The sequence below is a fragment of the Photobacterium atrarenae genome, assembly GCF_024380015.1.
GTDB classification, from domain to species: domain Bacteria; phylum Pseudomonadota; class Gammaproteobacteria; order Enterobacterales; family Vibrionaceae; genus Photobacterium; species Photobacterium atrarenae.
This window is the reverse complement of record NZ_CP101508.1, coordinates 2,796,952-2,815,977: the sequence shown is the minus strand read 5'-3', so window position 1 is coordinate 2,815,977 and position 19,026 is coordinate 2,796,952. Positions and strand designations below refer to the sequence as shown.

Below are 19,026 nucleotides of genomic sequence, written 5' to 3'. Positions count from 1 at the left end.
CATGGCACGATAATAGTGTGCTCGGGATTTCGGATTCAGCCCCGGTGAAACGCCGGGGCTTAAGTTAATACTGTCGGTACAGATTGCGGTAGAGCTGGCGCTCAAACAGCTCAATCGGCGGCGCGACACCGGCTTCTTCTTGCTCCGGTGGGTGATAGTTGGTGATCAACTGGACAAACAGCAGCTGTTTTCCGGATTGGGTGGTGATGATCCCGGTCAGGTTATGGGTACCATACAAGCTGCCGCTTTTGGCGGCAATTTGGCCTGCCAGGGGTTGGTGGCGGATACTCTGGCGATATTTCAGGGTGCCGCTCTGGCCGCTCACGGGCAGGGTTTGCAGCAGGCTCAGCTTTTTATCGTGCTGGTAGATGTAAGCGATCACTTTCATCATCAGTTTTGCATTCAGGCGGTTGTTGCGTGACAGGCCGGAACCATCAACCAGAACGGCCTGGCTGAGGTCGATATCCGCTTTCTCGGCCAGAATGGCTTTCATTGCCGCCACCCCGTTGGCAAACGTACCGGGTTGTTCAAAGTAAACCCGGCCTAGGGTTTTGAGCAAGTTGTCGGCGATCAGGTTATCCGAATCCTTGACCATGATATCGACTAATGTCTCGAGAGGCTCAGAGCGATGGCGCGCCAGGCGCTCTCCCCGGGCCTGATCGTCACGCCTGATCTGGCCGCGGAAATCAATTCCGGCGCGTTGGAGCTCATCCCGGATCACCGCAGCGCTATAGCCGAATGTGTCCTGGACGGCAAAATTGAGCGGCAGTGGCTTTTTGCGCTCAGGTAAGCAGCCACTGAGCTGGTAGTGGTTGCCTGGGGCGGTCGTCAGGGTCAAATCGCAATAGCTGGATTCTTGTTCGGTTTGGCTCACAATCCGAGCATCACTGGTGACGGTGATGGGCTGGTGGCGGGGTACGTTGACCCGGGTCAACTCGCCCGGTGCCCGGTTACTGTACAGCGCGCCCTGGACACAGTTGTGCTCCAGCGAGATGCTGCTTGACGGCGCACTGTAGCAGACGCCGAGAATATCCCACGGCCACCCCGGTGCTTGCTCATAGCCGCTAAATACGGCACCGTTGAGTAAGATATTGCCCTCAATCCGGGTGATATGGTGCTTCTTCAACTGACGGAGCAGGTCAGCCAGCTGGGTTCGTGAGAGCAGGGGATCGCCGCTAAAGCGCAGAATGATGTCGTCTCCCCGGCGCTCCAGGTCGGTGGTAAAGCGGAAGTCGTCCTTCAGATAGAGTTTGGCGGCCAGGGCCGTGAGCATTTTTTGGGTACTGGCCGGCGCTTGCAACTGTGTTGCGCGCTGGGAATACAGGATCTCGCCCGTAGCCGGATCGGCTATTAGCAGCGCAGCATCGTGGCCGGCCGGAAGCTGGCTGAGCGCCCGTTGGGGTGAGAAAGCTGGTGTGGCCAGCGCCCGGGTACAGAGCAGGAAGCCTAAAAGTAACGTCAAAGCACGGAGCATGGGATCAGCGTCTGGTTGGGAAGTGTGGGACTATCTTATCGAAAAAAGGCGTCCCCCTGAAAGAGGGACGCCTTCGTCTCAGGTGATAGCCTAGCGATTAGAAGTCGTAACGGGCACCCAGCACGAATTCGTCAGAAGCTGCGGCCTGGCCGACATCTTTCTTGTCCAGGTTGTTGAACTTGTAAGAGGCGTAGGTGCGGAAGTTCTTGTTGAAGTAGTGGGTTGCATCGATGGCAATAGAGTCTCGCAGGTCGATGTTGTTGTCAGAATCTTCCAGGAAATTGTAGGTGGCGATGAACACAGTCTTACCCAGGGTATATGCTGCGGCGAACTCGTAACCTTTTGAGTCTTTGATCAGGCTGCCGTCAACCAGGGTATCTTCTGCATCCTGGTACAGGGCGGCAACATAGATATCGCCAGCGGTATAGGAGAGCGCACCGAAAGCCTGTTTGGCTTTCTCCGTGTTCAGCGGGCCGTAACCATCCTGCTCACCGTAACCGGCACCGAATGCCAGGCCCATGTCCATCGCATAGATAGCGCTTGCAGCGTAGCCGTTGACATCATACTCGCCAGCCACATTCTCATTGTCGCCGTCAAATACGTAGTTAGCGTTCAGGACCAGGTTGTTACCGCCTAGATCGAATGAACCAATGTATGCCAGGTTGTTGCCGGTTCGGTCGCCCGCGTCAATTTTGTTGCCCGCTTCGTTACCGTGGTAAGCCATGATATCGGTGAAGTCAGTCAGGGCTGCCAGTGAGCCGTCAGTCTTACCATACACAACTTTACCGAAGTCGCCGCCGATCCCGGCGTTCAGGTGACGGTTGTTGATGTCTTCACCATCTTTGTATTCGCCTTCCCAGAAGCCGAGACCATAAATGCTGTCTGTGATATCTGTTTTACCCGCAATGTTGACACGAACACGGGTTTTGTCAGTTACTTTGTTGCTGCTGGTGTCTGTATCCTTCATCAGTGCACGGGCTTCAAAGCGACCGCCGACAGCCAGGCTTGATGTTTCATCCGAGTAAACCTCTGCTGCAGTTGCGACTGATGAGAGAGATGCCGCTGCGACTGCCAGTGCAATCATTTTTTTATTCATTGTCGAATCCTTTTAGAAATCCTTTTTGGAATGAAGCATTTATGTGCATGGGGATGCTAAATGCATAGTGTTCTTTTTACTGGTTATCCTCTGGGCAGAGGTAGTAAAAAAAACTGAAAAATGCTCTGTTACCAGATGGTTTACAGATTGCTGCAGGGGAATGTCGGTTAATTTCAGGCGGTTAGTGATTTTGTCGAAAGTTCGGGTTGCGGACAGAGTTTTAGTTGTCTTTAGACAATTTTGAGGTTTTTAGAACCGGATGATTTTGTAAGATTGCGTAGATTTGTGATGGGTTACACATCAATTCACCCCCTAATCCTGTAGAGGTTTGCTTTTAATGCACCGAACGGTGATCCGGGATGATCTCTGGCCCATCTTTGTTTAGAATGAAAACTGATCCCGATTAACTCTGTTGGTTCAGCAATGCTGCTGGACTAGCTTTTTTTTGCCTAAAAAAGTGCTCAGCACTGAAACAGGTATTGAGGTGAATATAGCTATGGATAAGGTTCCAATGACAGTACGCGGCGAAAAGATGCTGCGTGAAGAGCTGGAAACACTAATGAAGCGTCGTCCTATTATCTCTCAGGCGATTGGCGAAGCACGTGAGCTGGGGGACTTGAAAGAAAACGCTGAATACCATGCTGCCCGTGAAGAGCAGGGGATTTGTGAAGCACAGATCCGTGATATTGAATACAAGCTCTCTGTTGCCCAGGTGATCGACGTTTCGAAAATGGAAAACACCGGCAAAGTGATTTTCGGCACCACAGTGACGCTGATCGATGTCGATACCGAGGAAGAAGTGCAATACCAGATTGTCGGTGACGACGAGGCGGACATCAAGGCGGGACGTATTTCCGTCAACTCTCCGATTGCCCGTGGCCTGATTGGTAAAATGCAGGACGACGAAGTGATGATTGTCACGCCGGGCGGCCAGCGCGAGTTTGAAATTGCCGAAGTGGCCTATATCTGACGGCGCTTAGCCGTAATATTGTTAGAGAATGTTACGGCTGGCAGCATTGCATGGTATTTGTGCCATGATAGCGGTATAAAAAAGGCCGCCGATGCGGCCTCTTTTATTTGCGAGGAAGCTCGATTTTGCGCGCTTCGCTCTGGCGGTACAGCACCAGCGTCTTGCCGATCACCTGAACTTTTTCCGCTTTGGTCTCACGTACAATTGCATCAACGATCAAGCCTTTGGTCTCGCGTTCTTCAGCTGCGATTTTTACTTTGATCAGTTCATGGTGGTCCAGCGCGAGTTCGATTTCAGCCAGAACGGCTTCGGTCAGACCGTTTGCACCCATAAGGACAACAGGTTTCAGGTTGTGAGCAAGGCCTTTGAGGTATTGCTTCTGTTTGGTGCTTAGATTCATGATGGCTCTATTTTGCTATTCAGGGTTGAAAACAAGGTATTCTAACGCCATCTAGTCTAGAAGACTAATTTGTTTAGTATGTGTCACGGCAACGTGGACCATTATACTTTATAAGTACGCTCACTCATTAGGTAAATCATGAGTAAAAAAAAGCATTCGGCCAGTTCTGGCCGTTGGCTGAAAGAACACTTTGATGATAAGTATGTTCAGGAGGCTCAGAAGAAAGGCTATCGCTCGCGGGCGATTTTTAAAATTGAAGAAATCCAGCACAAAGACAAGCTGCTGAAGCCAGGCATGACCGTTGTCGATCTGGGTGCTGCGCCGGGGGGCTGGTCGCAGTATGCTGCGGAGATCGTCGGAGATGAAGGTCAGGTGATTGCCTGTGATATTCTGCCGATGGACTCTTTGCCGGGTGTCAGCTTCCTGCAAGGGGATTTTCGCGAGGAAGCGGTGCTTGACGCTCTGCTGGAGCGCATTCAGCCGGATATGGTCGATGTGGTCCTTTCGGATATGGCGCCGAACATGAGTGGCAATTTAGCGGCGGATCAACCTAGAGCAATGTATCTTGTTGAACTAGCATTAGATATGTGTAGACAGGTCCTTGCCCCGAACGGTAGCTTCGCGGTAAAAGTTTTCCAGGGAGAAGGCTTTGACCAATACCTTGCTGAAGTGCGGCGCATGTTTAAAGTGGTCAAAATCCGTAAACCGGATTCATCACGGGATCGCTCCCGTGAGGTTTATATTGTAGCTACAGGTTACAAACTGTAGTACCCTAAATTCATCTTTAAGTTATCGCGAGGTTAACACCTTGAGTGACATGGCAAAAAACTTGATTTTGTGGTTAGTGATCGCTGTGGTTCTGATGTCTGTCTTTCAGAGCTTCGGTCCGGGCGATACAGCTGGCCGTCAAGTCGACTATACAACCTTTGTCCGTGAAATCGGTCAGGATCAGATTAGGGAAGCACGATTCAATGATCGTGAAATCACCGTATTCAAACGTGATAACACGCGATACGTTACTTATCTGCCTGTCCTAAACGATCAAAAGCTACTAGACGACCTAATTAATGCGAATGTGAAAGTGGTTGGAACCCCACCGGAAGAGCCGAGCCTGCTGGCGTCGATCTTCATCTCCTGGTTCCCGATGCTGCTTCTCATTGGTGTGTGGATTTTCTTTATGCGTCAGATGCAGGGCGGCGGTGGCAAAGGTGCCATGTCGTTCGGTAAATCCAAAGCGCGCATGATGAGTGAAGACCAGATCAAAACTACCTTCAGCGACGTCGCGGGCTGTGATGAAGCCAAAGAAGATGTCAAAGAGCTGGTGGATTATCTGCGTGATCCGAGCCGTTTCCAGAAGCTGGGCGGTAAGATCCCGACCGGTGTCCTGATGGTGGGTCCACCGGGTACAGGTAAAACCCTGCTGGCTAAAGCGATTGCCGGCGAAGCGAAAGTCCCATTCTTTACCATTTCCGGTTCTGACTTCGTTGAAATGTTCGTCGGTGTGGGGGCATCCCGTGTCCGTGACATGTTCGAACAAGCGAAAAAAGCAGCGCCGTGTATCATCTTTATCGATGAGATCGATGCCGTCGGCCGTCAGCGTGGTGCTGGTGTCGGTGGTGGTCACGATGAGCGTGAGCAGACCCTGAACCAGATGCTGGTTGAAATGGATGGCTTTGAAGGCAACGAAGGGATCATCGTGATTGCTGCGACTAACCGTCCTGACGTGCTGGACCCGGCGCTGTTGCGTCCTGGTCGTTTCGACCGCCAGGTGGTGGTTGGCTTGCCGGATGTTCGCGGCCGTGAGCAAATTCTTAAAGTGCACATGCGCAAGGTGCCGCTCGATGGCGACGTGAAACCTGCTTTGATTGCACGGGGTACCCCGGGCTTCTCGGGTGCGGATCTGGCCAACCTGGTCAATGAGGCTGCCCTGTTTGCCGCGCGTGGCAATAAGCGTACGGTGTCTATGGTTGAGTTCGAGCTGGCCAAAGACAAGATCATGATGGGTGCCGAGCGTAAGTCGATGGTTATGACCCATGAGCAGAAAGAGTCGACGGCGTACCACGAAGCGGGCCACGCGATTATCGGCCGTCTGGTCCCGGATCATGATCCGGTGTACAAGGTCTCGATTATCCCGCGTGGTCGTGCGCTGGGTGTGACGATGTACCTGCCGGAGCAGGACCGCGTGAGCCATTCGCGTGAATTCCTCGAATCCATGATTTCCAGCCTGTACGGCGGCCGCTTGGCAGAAGAGCTGATTTACGGTCCGGCGAAAGTCTCTACCGGTGCGTCAAACGATATCGAGCGTGCCACCGATATCGCCCGTAAGATGGTGACTCAGTGGGGCTTCTCTGAGAAACTGGGGCCACTGCTATATGCAGAAGATGAAGGCGAAGTGTTCCTGGGCCGCTCTGTGACCCAGACCAAGCACATGTCTGATGAGACGGCGCGTGCGATTGACACCGAAGTTCGTGCGATTATTGACCGCAACTATGAGCGTGCCCGTGAAATCCTGGAGCAAAATATGGATATCATGCATGCGATGAAAGATGCGCTGATGAAGTACGAAACCATCGATGCCGGTCAAATTGACGATCTGATGGAGCGTAAAGCCGTGATCCGTGCGCCGAAAGGCTGGAGTGACGAGGGTGATACGTTAAATACCGATCCGGCGGAAGAGGCCAAAGATGAGCCTGCTGAGCAGGAGCCGAAGGCTGAAAGCGAAAGCGTTCAGGCGCCAGCGACGGAAAATAAGGAAGACGACAAGCCGCAAGCCTAGTTGTCTCTGTGATTGAAGAAACCCCGAGCTGTCTCGGGGTTTTTTTATGGCGGTTTTGATAGGTAAACAGATTTATGATCTTGACCAGTAAAGAGAAATCCCTTGATTTAAGTACCCCTCATACGATGGGGATCCTCAATGTGACACCAGACTCTTTCTCTGACGGCGGCAAGTTTAACCAGCTCGACAGCGCGCTGTTCCGGGTGGAGGAAATGCTGGCGGCAGGCACCACTTTCATTGATATTGGTGGCGAGTCGACCCGACCGGGTGCAGCTGAAGTTTCCACCGATGAAGAGTTGGCGCGGGTGGTACCGGTGATAGAAGCGATCCGGCAGCGCTTTGACTGCTGGATCTCAGTCGATACCAGCAAAGCCCAGGTGATGACGGAATCGGTCCGAGCCGGGGCTGATCTGATCAATGATATTCGTGCTCTGCAAGAGCCGGGGGCGCTGACCGCTGCGGCTCAGGCGGGGGTGCCGATTTGCTTGATGCATATGCAAGGGCAACCGCGTACAATGCAGCATCAGCCTCACTATGAAGATCTGCTCCGTGATGTGGGCGGTTTTCTGGCCGGGCGGATTGCGGCTTGCGAGCAAGCCGGGATACCGCGTGAGCAGCTGTTGCTGGATCCGGGCTACGGGTTTGGGAAAACGATAGAGCACAACTATCAGCTGCTGGCTCACCTGGATAAATTTCATCAGTTTGGTTTACCACTGCTGGTTGGTATGTCGCGTAAATCAATGATCTTTAAGTTACTTGATAAAAAACCTGCCGAATGTTTGGCCGGCAGCCTGGCCTGTGCGGCTATTGCTGCAATGAAAGGGGCGCAAATCATTCGTGTTCATGACGCACAAGAAACTGTTGATGTGCTGAAAGTGTGTCAGATGACACTGGCGCAGGAATAAACGATAAATAGCTAGGAGCTAACAATGGCTGAACGTAAGTATTTTGGTACGGATGGGATTCGTGGTCTGGTGGGTCAGTCGCCAATCACGCCGGACTTCGTACTGAAACTTGGTTGGGCGGCAGGCCGTGTCCTGTCAAAGCAGGGCACCAAGAAAGTCCTGATTGGTAAAGATACCCGGATCTCCGGCTATATGCTGGAATCGGCACTGGAAGCCGGGCTGGCGGCAGCAGGCCTGCAGGCGGCGTTTACCGGTCCGATGCCAACCCCGGCCGTGGCGTACCTGACACGGACGTTCCGTGCAGAAGCGGGGATCGTGATTTCAGCCTCGCACAACCCGTATTACGATAACGGGATCAAGTTCTTCTCCTCTGAAGGGACCAAACTGCCGGATGAGATCGAGCTGGCGATTGAAGAAGAAATGGATAAGCCGCTGACCTGTGTAGAGTCTGCGATGTTAGGGAAAGCTCACCGTATCAATGATGCGGCGGGTCGCTATATCGAGTTCTGTAAAGGGACTTTCCCGTCCGAGCTGAGCCTGGCCGGGTATAAAATTGTGGTGGACTGCGCGCACGGCGCCACTTATCACATTGCGCCGAATGTATTCAAAGAGCTGGGCGCGGAAGTGATCACTCTGGGTTGTGAACCGAATGGGACCAACATCAACGACAAAGTCGGCGCGACGGATGTGGCGGCGCTGCAGGCCAAGGTACTTGAAGAGCAAGCGCACTTCGGGATTGCCCTGGATGGCGACGGCGACCGGGTGATTATGGTGGATGACGAAGGCAACAAGGTCGATGGCGATCAGATTGCTTACATCATTGCCCGCGATGCGCTGCGCCGCGGTGAACTCAAAGGTGGTGTGGTTGGCACCCTGATGACCAACCTGGGGATGGAAGTTGCCCTTAAGAACCTGGGGATCCCGTTTGTCCGAGCCAAGGTCGGGGACCGCTACGTGATGGAAGAGCTGAAAAAGCACAGCTGGCTGATTGGTGCCGAGAACTCCGGTCATGTCATCTTGCTTGATAAGGTGACCACGGGAGACGGGATTGTTGCCGGCCTGCAGGTGATGGCCTCGATTGTCGGTAGCAAGATGTCGCTGAAAGATCTCTGTGACGGCATGACCATGTACCCGCAGGTGTTGGAAAATGTCCGCTTTGCCGGTGATGCGAATCCGCTGGAGTCGGAAGCCGTCTTGGCCGCGCAGGCGGAAGTTGAAGCTAAACTGGGAGATAGCGGTCGCGTGCTGTTGCGAAAGTCAGGCACCGAGCCGCTGATCCGGGTGATGGTTGAAGGCAAAGATGCTGATTTAGTAAAAGAATCAGCACTGGCGATTGCTCAGGCCGTGAAAGACAACTGTTAATGATCGGGCGGCCAAGAGTCGCCCAAAATTGCCGGTCTTGCCTAATTCTTGGTCAAGTGATTCACGCTTATGACTTTTTCGTGAAATTTTGCTTGTCATTGAATGAGGCTTTCGCTAGTATTCATCCCGCTCCTTCAGCGAGGGGGTGCGCTGGCGCTGCTGCAGCAAGGCCGGCACAACAATTTAACCATAGGTGGAACCCATGTACGAAATTCTACTTGTGATTTATCTGTTGGCTGCGCTTGGTGTTATTGGCCTGGTTTTGGTTCAACAAGGTAAAGGCGCAGATATGGGAGCTTCATTCGGGGCTGGCGCTTCAGGAACATTGTTCGGCGCAAGCGGCTCTGGAAACTTTCTGACCCGAATGACTGCAATTTGTGCGACGGTGTTTTTTGCCATCAGCCTGGTACTGGGAAATATTAGTGCAGAGCAAGCAAAAGAAACCAGCAGCTGGGAAGACTTAAGCGCCCCGGCCACCGAACAGGTTGCACAACCAACTGAGAATGCACCCGTGCATAGTGACATTCCTCAGTAAATAAAGAATTTAGCCGAGATGGTGAAATTGGTAGACACGCTAGCATGAGGTGCTAGTGCCGCAAGGTGTAGGGGTTCAAGTCCCCTTCTCGGCACCATGATTCGTTGCTTGAAAGAGCAACTGTCGAACGATATAATCGTCGGCGATTACGGACGCGGGGTGGAGCAGCTTGGTAGCTCGTCGGGCTCATAACCCGAAGGTCGTTGGTTCAAATCCGGCCCCCGCAACCACTTTCCGAAAAAACGGCTATGCTATCAATAGCGTCGTTTTTTCTGTCATAGCCAAGCGCTGTGGCAATCAGGGTCCAGTGATAAAAAACCCCGTAATTCGGGGTTTTTTATTATCTGAAAAATGACCATTCAGGTATCTACTGGGCTTTAGTGCCCTTTTTTTGTTTCCGGGGGGTTGTCTTGACAGCTTTAGAGATGCAATTAACTGAATTGCTTGAAGCACCTGTAGTTGCTTTGGGCTATGAGCTGGTCGGCCTGGAGTTTATCCGCGCCGGTGAGCATTCAACATTGCGTGTATTCATTGACCATGAAAATGGGATCACGGTCGATGACTGTGCCGATGTGAGCCGCCAGATTAGTGCCGTGATGGATGTTGAAGATCCGATCACTGTTGCCTACAACCTGGAGGTTTCCTCCCCTGGTCTGGAAAGGCCGCTGTTTAAAACAGCACACTATCAGCAATTTATTGGCCACGAGGTCAGCCTGGTATTGAAAATGGCGATGGACAATCGCCGCAAGTGGAAGGGCGACATTGTTGCCGTTGACGGTGAGATAATCACGTTGAAAGTTGATGGCAATGAAGAAACCTTTGCACTAAGCAATATTTCCAAGGCCAACCTGGTTCCAAAATTCTAACCGCTAAATTGGGGCATTAGAAATGAACAAAGAAATCTTGGCTGTCGTTGAAGCGGTATCCAATGAGAAAGCTGTACCTCGTGAGCGTATCTTCGAAGCACTAGAGATCGCGCTGGCTACAGCGACTAAGAAAAAATACGAAGCGGAAATCGACGTCCGAGTTGCCATCGATCGTAAAACGGGTCACTTCGATACGTTCCGTCGTTGGAAAGCCGTTGAGGAAGTGACTCAGCCGACGCTGGAAATCACCCTGGAAGCGGCCCAGTATGATGACGAGACGATCCAACTGGATGATTTCGTCGAAGAAGAAATCGAATCAGTGACGTTCGACCGCATCACCACCCAAACCGCCAAGCAAGTGATCGTGCAGAAAGTTCGCGAAGCTGAGCGTGCCCAGGTTGTTGAACAATTTATCGACAACGAAGGGGAGCTGATCACTGGTGTGGTGAAGAAAGTAAACCGTGATGCCGTGGTGATTGACCTGGGCAACAACGCAGAAGCGGTGATCCAGCGTGATGACCAGCTGCCGCGTGAAAACTTCCGCCCGGGTGACCGCGTGCGTGGCTTGCTGTATGCTGTACGCCCTGAAGCGCGTGGCTTCCAGCTGTTCATGACCCGCTCTAAGCCGGAAATGCTGTCTGAGCTGTTCCGCATCGAGGTGCCGGAAATTGGCGAAGAGCTGATTGAGCTGATGGGCGCGGCCCGTGATCCGGGTTCCCGTGCGAAAATTGCAGTGAAGACCAACGATAAGCGGATTGACCCGGTCGGCGCGTGTGTTGGTATGCGTGGTGCCCGTGTTCAGGCGGTTTCCGGTGAGCTGGGTGGTGAGCGTATTGATATCGTGCTGTGGGATGAAAACCCGGCACAATTTGTGATTAATGCGATGGCGCCGGCTGAAGTCAGCTCCATTATTGTCGATGAAGACAACCACACGATGGACATCGCGGTTGAGCAGGACAATCTGGCTCAGGCGATTGGTCGCAACGGTCAGAACGTTCGCCTGGCTTCTCAGCTGACCGGCTGGGAGCTGAACGTGATGACGGTTGAAGATCTGCAGAAGAAACACCAGGAAGAAGCACAAGAGTCGATTGAGGTGTTCACCAAGCATCTGGATATTGACGAAGATTTTGCCACGGTTCTGGTTGAAGAAGGCTTCACCACGCTGGAAGAAGTTGCTTATGTTCCGGTTGCTGAACTCCTGGCTGTTGATGGCCTGGATGAAGACATGGTTGAAGAGCTACGTAGCCGTGCGAAAGAAGCACTGACGACCCTTGCTTTGGCCCAGGAAGAGTCTTTTGAAGGTGTTGAGCCTGCGGAAGATCTGCTTGGTCTGGACGGCCTGGAACGCGATATGGCGTTTAAACTTGCGGCGAAAGGCGTAAGCACGCTGGAAGATCTGGCTGATCAGGGCACCGATGATCTGATTGATATCGAAGGCCTGGACGAAGCAAAAGCGGGCGAGCTGATCATGGCTGCACGTAATATCTGCTGGTTCAGCGACGAAGCCTAATTTTAAAAGCAAGGGAGGAGCAGCATGTCAGAGGTTACCGTTAAAGCATTAGCCGAGGAAATTGGAACACCGATTGATCGTTTGCTTCAACAGTTTGCCGATGCTGGTATCAGCAAGAAAGCTGAAGAAAGCGTAAGCCAACAAGAAAAGCAGTCGCTGTTAGCCCACCTGAAGAAAGAGCACGGTGGTGAGAGCAGTACTGGTGAGGCTCCTACACGCCTTACTCTGCAACGCAAGACTCGCAGCACGCTGAGCGTGTCGGGAACGGGCGGCAAGAGTAAGAGTGTTCAAGTCGAGGTGCGCAAAAAGCGCACCTATGTAAAGCGTTCTGCCCTTGAAGAAGAGCAACGTGCTGCTGAGGAAGCCAAACGTCAGGCGGAAGAGGCTGCGCAGCGTGAGGCGGAAGAAGCCGCTCAACGTGCTGCGGAAGAAGCTGCCAAGCGCGAAGCGGAAGAGCAGGCGAAACGTGAGGCAGAAGCAGCGGCGCAACGTGCCGCTGAAGAGAAGCGCTTAGCTGAAACATCGGCTAAGCAAGATCCAGAAGTTAAGGCCAAGCGTGACGCAGAGGATAAGCAGGATCGTGAAGCTGAGGAACAGCGTTTAGCCGCAGAGAAGGCCAAACGCGCCGCTGCTGACGAACAGGCTAAAAAAGAAGCTGAGGCGCTACAACGTCGCCGGGAAGAGGAAGCCAAGCGTAAAGCCGAAGAAGAGAGTCAGCGCCAGCTAGAAGAGGCACGCAAGATGGCAGAGCAAAACGAGAAAAACTGGTCAAAACCTGATCAGGCTACAGCAAGTATGGAAAAATCAGATTACCACACGACAACGTCCAGCTACGCCCGCGCAGCTGAAGACGAACAGGATCAGAAAGAAGAAGGCGCCCGTCGTCGTAAGAAAAAGAAAGCCGGGGCCAAGACTGAGGGCCGTGATGGCCGTGGTGGCCGTAACCAACGTGGTCGCGGTAAACGCCAGATGGCTAAGCCAAGCTCAATGCAACACGGCTTTGATAAAACAGCGACCGTTGCCAAGCAGGACGTTGTGATCGGCGAGACGATTGTGGTTTCTGAGCTGGCCAGCAAGATGTCAGTGAAAGCCTCAGAAGTTATCAAAGTGATGATGAAGATGGGCGCAATGGCGACCATCAACCAGGTGATCGACCAGGAAACTGCGCAGCTGGTCGCTGAAGAAATGGGCCATAAGGTTGTTCTGCGTAAAGAAAACGAGCTGGAAGAAGCCGTTCTGTCTGACCGTGATGAGAATTTGACGGCGGTACCACGTGCGCCAGTAGTGACCATTATGGGTCATGTTGACCACGGTAAGACCTCGACGCTGGACTACATCCGTAAAGCCCACGTTGCTTCAGGCGAAGCCGGCGGGATCACCCAGCACATTGGTGCTTACCACGTTGAAACGGACAACGGCATGATCACCTTCCTGGATACCCCTGGGCACGCCGCGTTTACCGCGATGCGTGCACGTGGTGCCCAGGCGACAGATATCGTTGTTCTGGTTGTTGCAGCCGATGATGGCGTGATGCCTCAGACGATTGAAGCGATCCAGCACGCCAAAGCGGCCGGTGTTCCGCTCATTGTTGCAGTCAACAAGATCGATAAAGAAGATGCCAATCCGGACAACGTAAAGAACGAGCTGGCACAATACGACGTGATCCCGGAAGAGTGGGGCGGTGAGAACATCTTTGTTCACATCTCTGCCAAACAGGGCACGAACATTGATGGCCTGCTGGAATCGATTCTGCTGCAAGCGGAAGTTCTGGAACTGACTGCCGTTTCTGAAGGCATGGCGAAAGGTGTGGTCGTTGAGTCCCGCTTGGATAAAGGTCGTGGCCCGGTTGCCACCATCCTGGTTCAGGAAGGGACCCTGCGTAAGGGCGATATCGTTCTGTGTGGCCTGGAGCACGGTCGTGTGCGTGCCATGCGTGACGAAGTGGGCCGTGAAATCGAAGAAGCGGGCCCGTCTATCCCGGTTGAGATCCTGGGTCTGTCCGGCGTACCGTCTTCTGGTGATGAAGCGACTGTGGTCCGTGATGAGCGTAAAGCCCGTGAAGTTGCCCTGTACCGTCAAGGCAAGTTCCGTGACGTGAAACTGGCACGCCAGCAGAAAGCGAAGCTGGAGAACATGTTCTCGAACATGGCTGCAGGCGAAGTTGCTGAGCTGAACGTGGTTCTGAAAGCAGACGTACAGGGTTCTGTTGAAGCGATTGCCGACTCACTGCGCAAACTGTCGACTGACGAAGTGAAAGTCAACATCGTTGGTTCCGGCGTCGGCGGGATCACCGAAACAGATGCCGTTCTGGCAGCAGCGTCGAACGCGATCATCCTGGGCTTCAACGTCCGTGCAGATGCATCTGCTCGTAAGACGATTGAAACTGAGAACCTGGATCTGCGCTACTACTCCATCATCTATCAGCTGATTGATGAAGTGAAAGCAGCGATGGGCGGTATGCTGTCGCCTGAGTTCAAACAGGAAATCATCGGTCTGGCTGAAGTCCGTGACGTCTTCAAGTCGCCGAAGATTGGTGCGATTGCCGGCTGTATGGTCACTGAAGGCCTGATCAAGCGTAATAACCCGATCCGCGTTCTGCGTGATAACGTGGTGATCTACGAAGGTGAGCTGGAATCCCTGCGTCGCTTCAAAGATGATGTTCAGGAAGTGAAGAACGGCTACGAGTGTGGTATCGGCGTGAAGAACTATAATGACGTTCGCGTTGGTGACCAGATCGAAGTGTACGAGATCATCGAAGTTCAGCGTACCCTTGACTAATCTTCAAGGACTTCACCGGTTCTGAATGAATATAATCTATGGGGAGCTTCGGCTCCCCATTCTTTCGAGAGAGCACTCTCTAAGAGAGGAATTTAATGTCCAAAGAATTTAGCCGCACACAGCGGGTTGCGCAGCAGTTGCAAAAAGAGCTGGCTGTGATCCTGCAGCGTGAAATTAAAGACCCGCGCATCGGCATGGCAACCATTTCCAGCGTCGATGTTTCCCGGGATATGGGCTACGCCAAAGTCTACGTCACCTTCCTGACCGTGGGTGAGCAGACTGCGGAAGACAGCCTGGAAGCCCTGCGTGAAATGGCGCCGTACATTCGCTCCCTGCTGGGCAAGCAGATCCGCCTGCGCGTGACCCCGGAGCTGAACTTTATTTTTGATAAGTCGCTGACCGAGGGGATGCGTATTTCCAATCTGGTATCCAAAGCTGTCCGTGATGATGAAGATCGTCGCGGTGGGGAAGAGAAGGAAGACGAGGAATAACCATGGCACGTCGTCGTAAGGGCCGTCCGGTTGACGGAGTGATCCTGCTGGATAAACCAACCGGTATTACTTCCAATGATGCGTTGCAGAAAGTGAAACGTATCTTTTTTGCTGAAAAAGCCGGTCATACCGGTGCGCTGGATCCGCTGGCGACCGGGATGCTGCCGATCTGCTTCGGCGAAGCGACCAAGTTTTCCCAGTTCTTGCTGGATTCAGATAAGCGCTATCGGGTGATTGCCAAACTGGGTGAGCGGACCGACACATCGGACTCTGATGGTGAAGTGGTCCAGACTCGTGACGTGAAAGTTGACCGGGGGCAGCTGGAGCGTTGCATCGCCAAGTTCCGCGGCACGACGGATCAGATCCCGTCGATGTATTCGGCACTCAAGTATCAGGGCCGCCCGCTGTATGAATATGCCCGCGAAGGGATTGAAGTCCCGCGCGAGTCCCGTCAAATCACGGTTTACTCAGTTGATTTGCTTCGCTTTAGCGACAACGAAGTCGAAATGGAACTGCATGTGTCCAAGGGCACCTATATCCGGACGATTGTCGATGATCTGGGGGAGATGCTGGGCTGCGGTGCGCATGTGACTTATCTGCGCCGGACCGGGGTGTCGAACTATCCGCTGAATCGCATGGTGACCCTGGAGCAGCTCGAAGTCCTACTTGAGCAGGCGCGCGAGCAGGATATTGCGCCGCGTGAGCTGCTGGACCCGCTGCTGCTGCCAACCGATACGGCGGTGCAGGATCTGGCGGAAGTCAACATCCTGCCGATGCTGGCCACTTACATCCTCAACGGTAATCCGGTTCAGGCCGGGCGTGTGCCGGCGAGCGGCACCCAGGTGCGGATCACGGTCGGCGAGCAGCGTGAGTTCATCGGCGTCGGGGTGATTGACGATGAAGGCATGCTGGCTCCGAAACGGGTGATGGCGAACAAGCAGGCTTGATTTGCCTGGCCGGCGGGATAGCGGCAAGGAGTTGAATCTTTGCTTGTAGTTCCCGTAGGGGCCACGTATAATTCGCGGCTCGGGTGCCGGCTGAATCAGAGATTGGCTGGCACAAATTAGAAACATATTTGTATTAGGAATGAGTTATGTCTCTGAATGCAGAAACTAAAGCAGCAATTGTTGCTGAATACGCGCAAGGCGAAAACGACACAGGTTCTCCAGAAGTTCAGGTTGCACTGCTAACAGCACAAATCAACCACCTGCAAGGTCACTTTGCGAACCACAAGCACGACCACCACAGCCGTCGTGGCCTGCTACGTATGGTTTCTCGTCGTCGTAAGCTGCTGGATTACCTGAAAGGTAAAAATCTGGACCGCTACCAAGACCTAATCAAGCGTCTGGGCCTGCGTCGCTAAGATTGCTTTGGAGAAAGGAGCCGTATGGCTCCTTTCTTTTTTCTGGGCGTCGGTTTTTTCCGGCGGCATGTGTCCCGGCACGGGGCGCAACAATTGTCGGTAACTTCAATGTGGATCACGAGTCGTTTTCGTCGACCTTGAGGTCGCGGCTAATGGCAGTTCTTAGCAAGGTTGAGAATTATCATTAGTCGCGATACGTGAAATCACTGCAAAGTTGCCTTTCATCACATGACGCTTTTTATCGGGTCAGATATACTTAACGACGCAAATAGAAAGCGGAATAAATAAAGGAAATTCAAGTGAATCCTATCGTAAAGACTTTCCAGTACGGTAACCACACGGTTACGATTGAAACTGGTGTGATGGCTCGTCAGGCGACAGCCGCGGTAATGGTTAGCATGGACGATACTTCAGTATTCGTCTCTGTCGTGGGTAAAAAAGAAGCGGTTGAAGGCCAGGACTTTTTCCCGCTGACGGTGAACTACCAGGAGCGTACATATGCTGCCGGTAAGATCCCGGGTGGTTTCTTCAAGCGTGAAGGTCGTCCTTCAGAGAGTGAAACACTGACTGCGCGCCTGATTGACCGTCCAATCCGTCCGCTTTTCCCAGATGCATTCAAAAACGAAGTTCAGGTGATTGCGACTGTGGTTTCTGTGAACCCAGACGTGCAACCAGACATCGTGACTATGATCGGTACGTCTGCTGCGCTGGCGATTTCCGGTATCCCATTCAACGGCCCAATTGGTGCGGCACGTGTCGGTTATATCAATGACCAGCTGGTGCTGAACCCAAGCAACACCGAACTGGCAGAAAGCCGCCTGGATCTGGTGGTTGCCGGGACAGACAACGCTGTACTGATGGTTGAGTCCGAAGCAGACCGTCTGACTGAAGAGCAAATGCTGCAAGCCGTGGTTTATGGCCACGATCAACAGCAAGTTGTGATTAACGCAATCAAAGAATTCGCTGCAGAAGTTGCGACCCCGGCGTGGGATTGGGTTGCACCGGCTGAAAACACTGAGCTGAAAGCGCGTGTCGCTGAGCTGGCTGAAGCGCGACTGACTGAAGCTTACCAAATCACTGAGAAAATGGCGCGTTACGACCAGGTTGGCGTGATCAAGAACGACGTGATCGAAACCTTGCTGGCGCAGGACGAAACGCTGGACGAGCGTGAAATCCGTGACATGCTGGGCTCGCTGGAGAAGAACGTGGTTCGTAGCCGCATCATCGCCGGCAACCCGCGTATCGACGGCCGTGAAAAAGACATGGTTCGTGCCCTGGATGTACGTACTGGCGTTCTGCCACGTACCCACGGTTCATCGCTGTTCACCCGTGGTGAAACTCAGGCGCTGGTCACAGCGACTCTGGGGACACAGCGTGATGCGCAGATCCTGGATGAGCTGACTGGTGAGCGTAAAGATCACTTCCTGCTGCACTACAACTTCCCGCCATACTGTGTGGGCGAAACTGGTTTCGTTGGCTCTCCGAAGCGTCGTGAAATCGGCCACGGTAAACTGGCCAAGCGCGGTATTGCGGCAGTGATGCCATCTGTAGATGAGTTCCCGTACACGGTCCGTGTGGTTTCTGAAATCACCGAATCAAACGGTTCGTCTTCTATGGCGTCTGTTTGTGGTACCTCTCTGGCGCTGATGGATGCTGGTGTGCCAATTAAAGCTTCTGTGGCAGGTATCGCGATGGGCCTGGTGAAAGAAGGCGACGACTTTGTTGTTCTGTCTGACATTCTGGGTGACGAAGATCACCTGGGCGACATGGACTTTAAAGTGGCCGGTACTTCCGACGGTATCACTGCACTGCAGATGGATATTAAGATCGAAGGGATCACCAAGGAAATTATGCAGATTGCCCTGAACCAGGCGAAAGGTGCGCGGACGCACATCCTGAGCGTGATGGATGAGGCGATCGGCGAGCACCGTGAAGATATCTCTGAGTTTGCACCACGGATCCACACCCTGAAGATCAACCCTGAGAAGATCAAAGACGTGATCGGTAAAGGTGGTGCGGTGATCCGTCAGCTGACGGAAGAGACCGGCACGACGATTGAAATCGAAGATGATGGTACCGTGAAAATTGCTGCGACCGAAGGGACTGCTGCGAAAGAAGCGATCCGTCGTATCGAAGAGATCACCGCAGACGTTGAAGTCGGCCGTATCTACACCGGTAAGGTGATGCGTATCGTGGACTTCGGTGCATTCGTTTCTGTGATTGGTGCCAAAGAAGGTCTGGTTCACATCTCTCAAATCGCTGAAGAGCGTATCGAGAAAGTGGCCGATCACCTGGAACTGGGTCAGGAAGTGAAGGTGAAGGTTCTGGAAATTGATCGTCAGGGCCGTATCCGTCTGAGCATGAAAGAAGCTGCTGCGGAAGAAGCAAAGCCGGAAGCATAAGGCAATTGCAGAAATCATGACATAAAAGGGGCTTTAAGCCCCTTTTTTATATGCGTGAGTTACTTAGCTCTCATTGAATTGCGTCCAGCAACCGCTTA

16 protein-coding genes and 2 tRNA genes are annotated in these 19,026 nt (G+C 53.0%); 15 read left to right on the top strand and 3 right to left on the bottom strand.

Translation table 11 applies throughout. From position 1 onward, the window contains the following. Nucleotides 1–64: 64 nt before the first annotated feature. Nucleotides 65–1,474 carry a serine-type D-Ala-D-Ala carboxypeptidase gene (gene dacB, locus NNL38_RS13180; RefSeq protein ID WP_255388480.1) on the bottom strand — a complete coding sequence of 470 codons (1,410 nt, stop codon included), beginning with the start codon at nucleotides 1,472–1,474 and terminating at the stop codon, nucleotides 65–67. Nucleotides 1,475–1,571: 97 nt separating this feature from the next. Next, nucleotides 1,572–2,570, bottom strand: coding sequence for a porin (locus NNL38_RS13175; RefSeq protein WP_255388479.1), 999 nt, complete (start codon nucleotides 2,568–2,570; stop codon nucleotides 1,572–1,574). 496 nt (nucleotides 2,571–3,066) lie between these two features. Between NNL38_RS13175 and greA the strand changes: the two genes are divergently transcribed. Further along, a complete protein-coding gene (gene greA, locus NNL38_RS13170; protein ID WP_255388478.1) occupies nucleotides 3,067–3,540 on the top strand; it encodes a transcription elongation factor GreA in 474 nt (157 codons plus the stop codon). Nucleotides 3,541–3,643: 103 nt separating this feature from the next. Here greA and yhbY read toward each other — a convergent pair whose 3' ends face one another. Continuing rightward, nucleotides 3,644–3,940: a ribosome assembly RNA-binding protein YhbY gene (gene yhbY, locus NNL38_RS13165; RefSeq protein WP_255388477.1), complete on the bottom strand. Its 297-nt coding sequence runs from the start codon at nucleotides 3,938–3,940 to the stop codon at nucleotides 3,644–3,646. A 138-nt stretch (nucleotides 3,941–4,078) separates the two neighbouring features. Here yhbY and rlmE point away from each other — a divergent pair, with 138 nt between their 5' ends. The 14 genes from rlmE (at nucleotide 4,079) to pnp (ending at nucleotide 18,928) form a co-directional block, all read left to right on the top strand. Continuing rightward, complete coding sequence (gene rlmE / locus NNL38_RS13160; protein ID WP_255388476.1) at nucleotides 4,079–4,708, top strand: 23S rRNA (uridine(2552)-2'-O)-methyltransferase RlmE; 630 nt, start codon at nucleotides 4,079–4,081, stop codon at nucleotides 4,706–4,708. A gap of 49 nt (nucleotides 4,709–4,757) precedes the next feature. After that, nucleotides 4,758–6,716, top strand: a complete 1,959-nt coding sequence (ftsH, locus tag NNL38_RS13155) for an ATP-dependent zinc metalloprotease FtsH (protein ID WP_255388475.1) — start codon at nucleotides 4,758–4,760, stop codon at nucleotides 6,714–6,716. 74 nt (nucleotides 6,717–6,790) lie between these two features. Next, complete coding sequence (folP, locus tag NNL38_RS13150) at nucleotides 6,791–7,621, top strand: dihydropteroate synthase (protein ID WP_255388474.1); 831 nt, start codon at nucleotides 6,791–6,793, stop codon at nucleotides 7,619–7,621. Nucleotides 7,622–7,645: 24 nt separating this feature from the next. Beyond that, nucleotides 7,646–8,983, top strand: coding sequence for a phosphoglucosamine mutase (gene glmM, locus NNL38_RS13145; RefSeq protein ID WP_255388473.1), 1,338 nt, complete (start codon nucleotides 7,646–7,648; stop codon nucleotides 8,981–8,983). A 202-nt stretch (nucleotides 8,984–9,185) separates the two neighbouring features. Then, entirely contained in the window at nucleotides 9,186–9,518 is a 333-nt protein-coding gene (gene secG / locus NNL38_RS13140; protein WP_255388472.1) for a preprotein translocase subunit SecG, read from the top strand. Between the two features lie 12 nt (nucleotides 9,519–9,530). Further along, a tRNA-Leu gene (locus tag NNL38_RS13135) sits at nucleotides 9,531–9,615 on the top strand. A 56-nt stretch (nucleotides 9,616–9,671) separates the two neighbouring features. Next, nucleotides 9,672–9,748, top strand: a tRNA-Met gene (locus NNL38_RS13130). Between the two features lie 180 nt (nucleotides 9,749–9,928). Then, nucleotides 9,929–10,384 carry a ribosome maturation factor RimP gene (rimP, locus tag NNL38_RS13125; protein ID WP_255388471.1) on the top strand — a complete coding sequence of 152 codons (456 nt, stop codon included), beginning with the start codon at nucleotides 9,929–9,931 and terminating at the stop codon, nucleotides 10,382–10,384. 22 nt (nucleotides 10,385–10,406) lie between these two features. After that, on the top strand, nucleotides 10,407–11,894 hold the full coding sequence (gene nusA / locus NNL38_RS13120) for a transcription termination factor NusA (protein WP_255388470.1): 1,488 nt from the start codon (nucleotides 10,407–10,409) through the stop codon (nucleotides 11,892–11,894). A 24-nt stretch (nucleotides 11,895–11,918) separates the two neighbouring features. After that, entirely contained in the window at nucleotides 11,919–14,672 is a 2,754-nt protein-coding gene (gene infB, locus NNL38_RS13115; RefSeq protein WP_255388469.1) for a translation initiation factor IF-2, read from the top strand. Nucleotides 14,673–14,767: 95 nt separating this feature from the next. Further along, nucleotides 14,768–15,163, top strand: coding sequence for a 30S ribosome-binding factor RbfA (gene rbfA / locus NNL38_RS13110; RefSeq protein WP_255388468.1), 396 nt, complete (start codon nucleotides 14,768–14,770; stop codon nucleotides 15,161–15,163). A 2-nt stretch (nucleotides 15,164–15,165) separates the two neighbouring features. Further along, nucleotides 15,166–16,110, top strand: a complete 945-nt coding sequence (truB, locus tag NNL38_RS13105) for a tRNA pseudouridine(55) synthase TruB (RefSeq protein ID WP_255388467.1) — start codon at nucleotides 15,166–15,168, stop codon at nucleotides 16,108–16,110. 146 nt (nucleotides 16,111–16,256) lie between these two features. After that, a complete protein-coding gene (rpsO, locus tag NNL38_RS13100; RefSeq protein WP_039458488.1) occupies nucleotides 16,257–16,526 on the top strand; it encodes a 30S ribosomal protein S15 in 270 nt (89 codons plus the stop codon). Nucleotides 16,527–16,825: 299 nt separating this feature from the next. Next, nucleotides 16,826–18,928 carry a polyribonucleotide nucleotidyltransferase gene (gene pnp, locus NNL38_RS13095; protein ID WP_255388466.1) on the top strand — a complete coding sequence of 701 codons (2,103 nt, stop codon included), beginning with the start codon at nucleotides 16,826–16,828 and terminating at the stop codon, nucleotides 18,926–18,928. The last annotated feature ends 98 nt before the right edge of the window (nucleotides 18,929–19,026 follow it).

What these genes read in the sequence shown, in the direction of transcription:
- dacB (WP_255388480.1), bottom strand. Translation starts at nt 1,474, where the DNA reads ATGCTCCGTGCTTTGACGTTACTTTTAGGCTTCCTGCTCTGTACCCGG.
- NNL38_RS13175 (WP_255388479.1), bottom strand. Translation starts at nt 2,570, where the DNA reads ATGAATAAAAAAATGATTGCACTGGCAGTCGCAGCGGCATCTCTCTCA.
- greA (WP_255388478.1), top strand. Translation starts at nt 3,067, where the DNA reads ATGGATAAGGTTCCAATGACAGTACGCGGCGAAAAGATGCTGCGTGAA.
- yhbY (WP_255388477.1), bottom strand. Translation starts at nt 3,940, where the DNA reads ATGAATCTAAGCACCAAACAGAAGCAATACCTCAAAGGCCTTGCTCAC.
- rlmE (WP_255388476.1), top strand. Translation starts at nt 4,079, where the DNA reads ATGAGTAAAAAAAAGCATTCGGCCAGTTCTGGCCGTTGGCTGAAAGAA.
- ftsH (WP_255388475.1), top strand. Translation starts at nt 4,758, where the DNA reads ATGGCAAAAAACTTGATTTTGTGGTTAGTGATCGCTGTGGTTCTGATG.
- folP (WP_255388474.1), top strand. Translation starts at nt 6,791, where the DNA reads ATGATCTTGACCAGTAAAGAGAAATCCCTTGATTTAAGTACCCCTCAT.
- glmM (WP_255388473.1), top strand. Translation starts at nt 7,646, where the DNA reads ATGGCTGAACGTAAGTATTTTGGTACGGATGGGATTCGTGGTCTGGTG.
- secG (WP_255388472.1), top strand. Translation starts at nt 9,186, where the DNA reads ATGTACGAAATTCTACTTGTGATTTATCTGTTGGCTGCGCTTGGTGTT.
- nusA (WP_255388470.1), top strand. Translation starts at nt 10,407, where the DNA reads ATGAACAAAGAAATCTTGGCTGTCGTTGAAGCGGTATCCAATGAGAAA.
- infB (WP_255388469.1), top strand. Translation starts at nt 11,919, where the DNA reads ATGTCAGAGGTTACCGTTAAAGCATTAGCCGAGGAAATTGGAACACCG.
- rbfA (WP_255388468.1), top strand. Translation starts at nt 14,768, where the DNA reads ATGTCCAAAGAATTTAGCCGCACACAGCGGGTTGCGCAGCAGTTGCAA.
- truB (WP_255388467.1), top strand. Translation starts at nt 15,166, where the DNA reads ATGGCACGTCGTCGTAAGGGCCGTCCGGTTGACGGAGTGATCCTGCTG.
- rpsO (WP_039458488.1), top strand. Translation starts at nt 16,257, where the DNA reads ATGTCTCTGAATGCAGAAACTAAAGCAGCAATTGTTGCTGAATACGCG.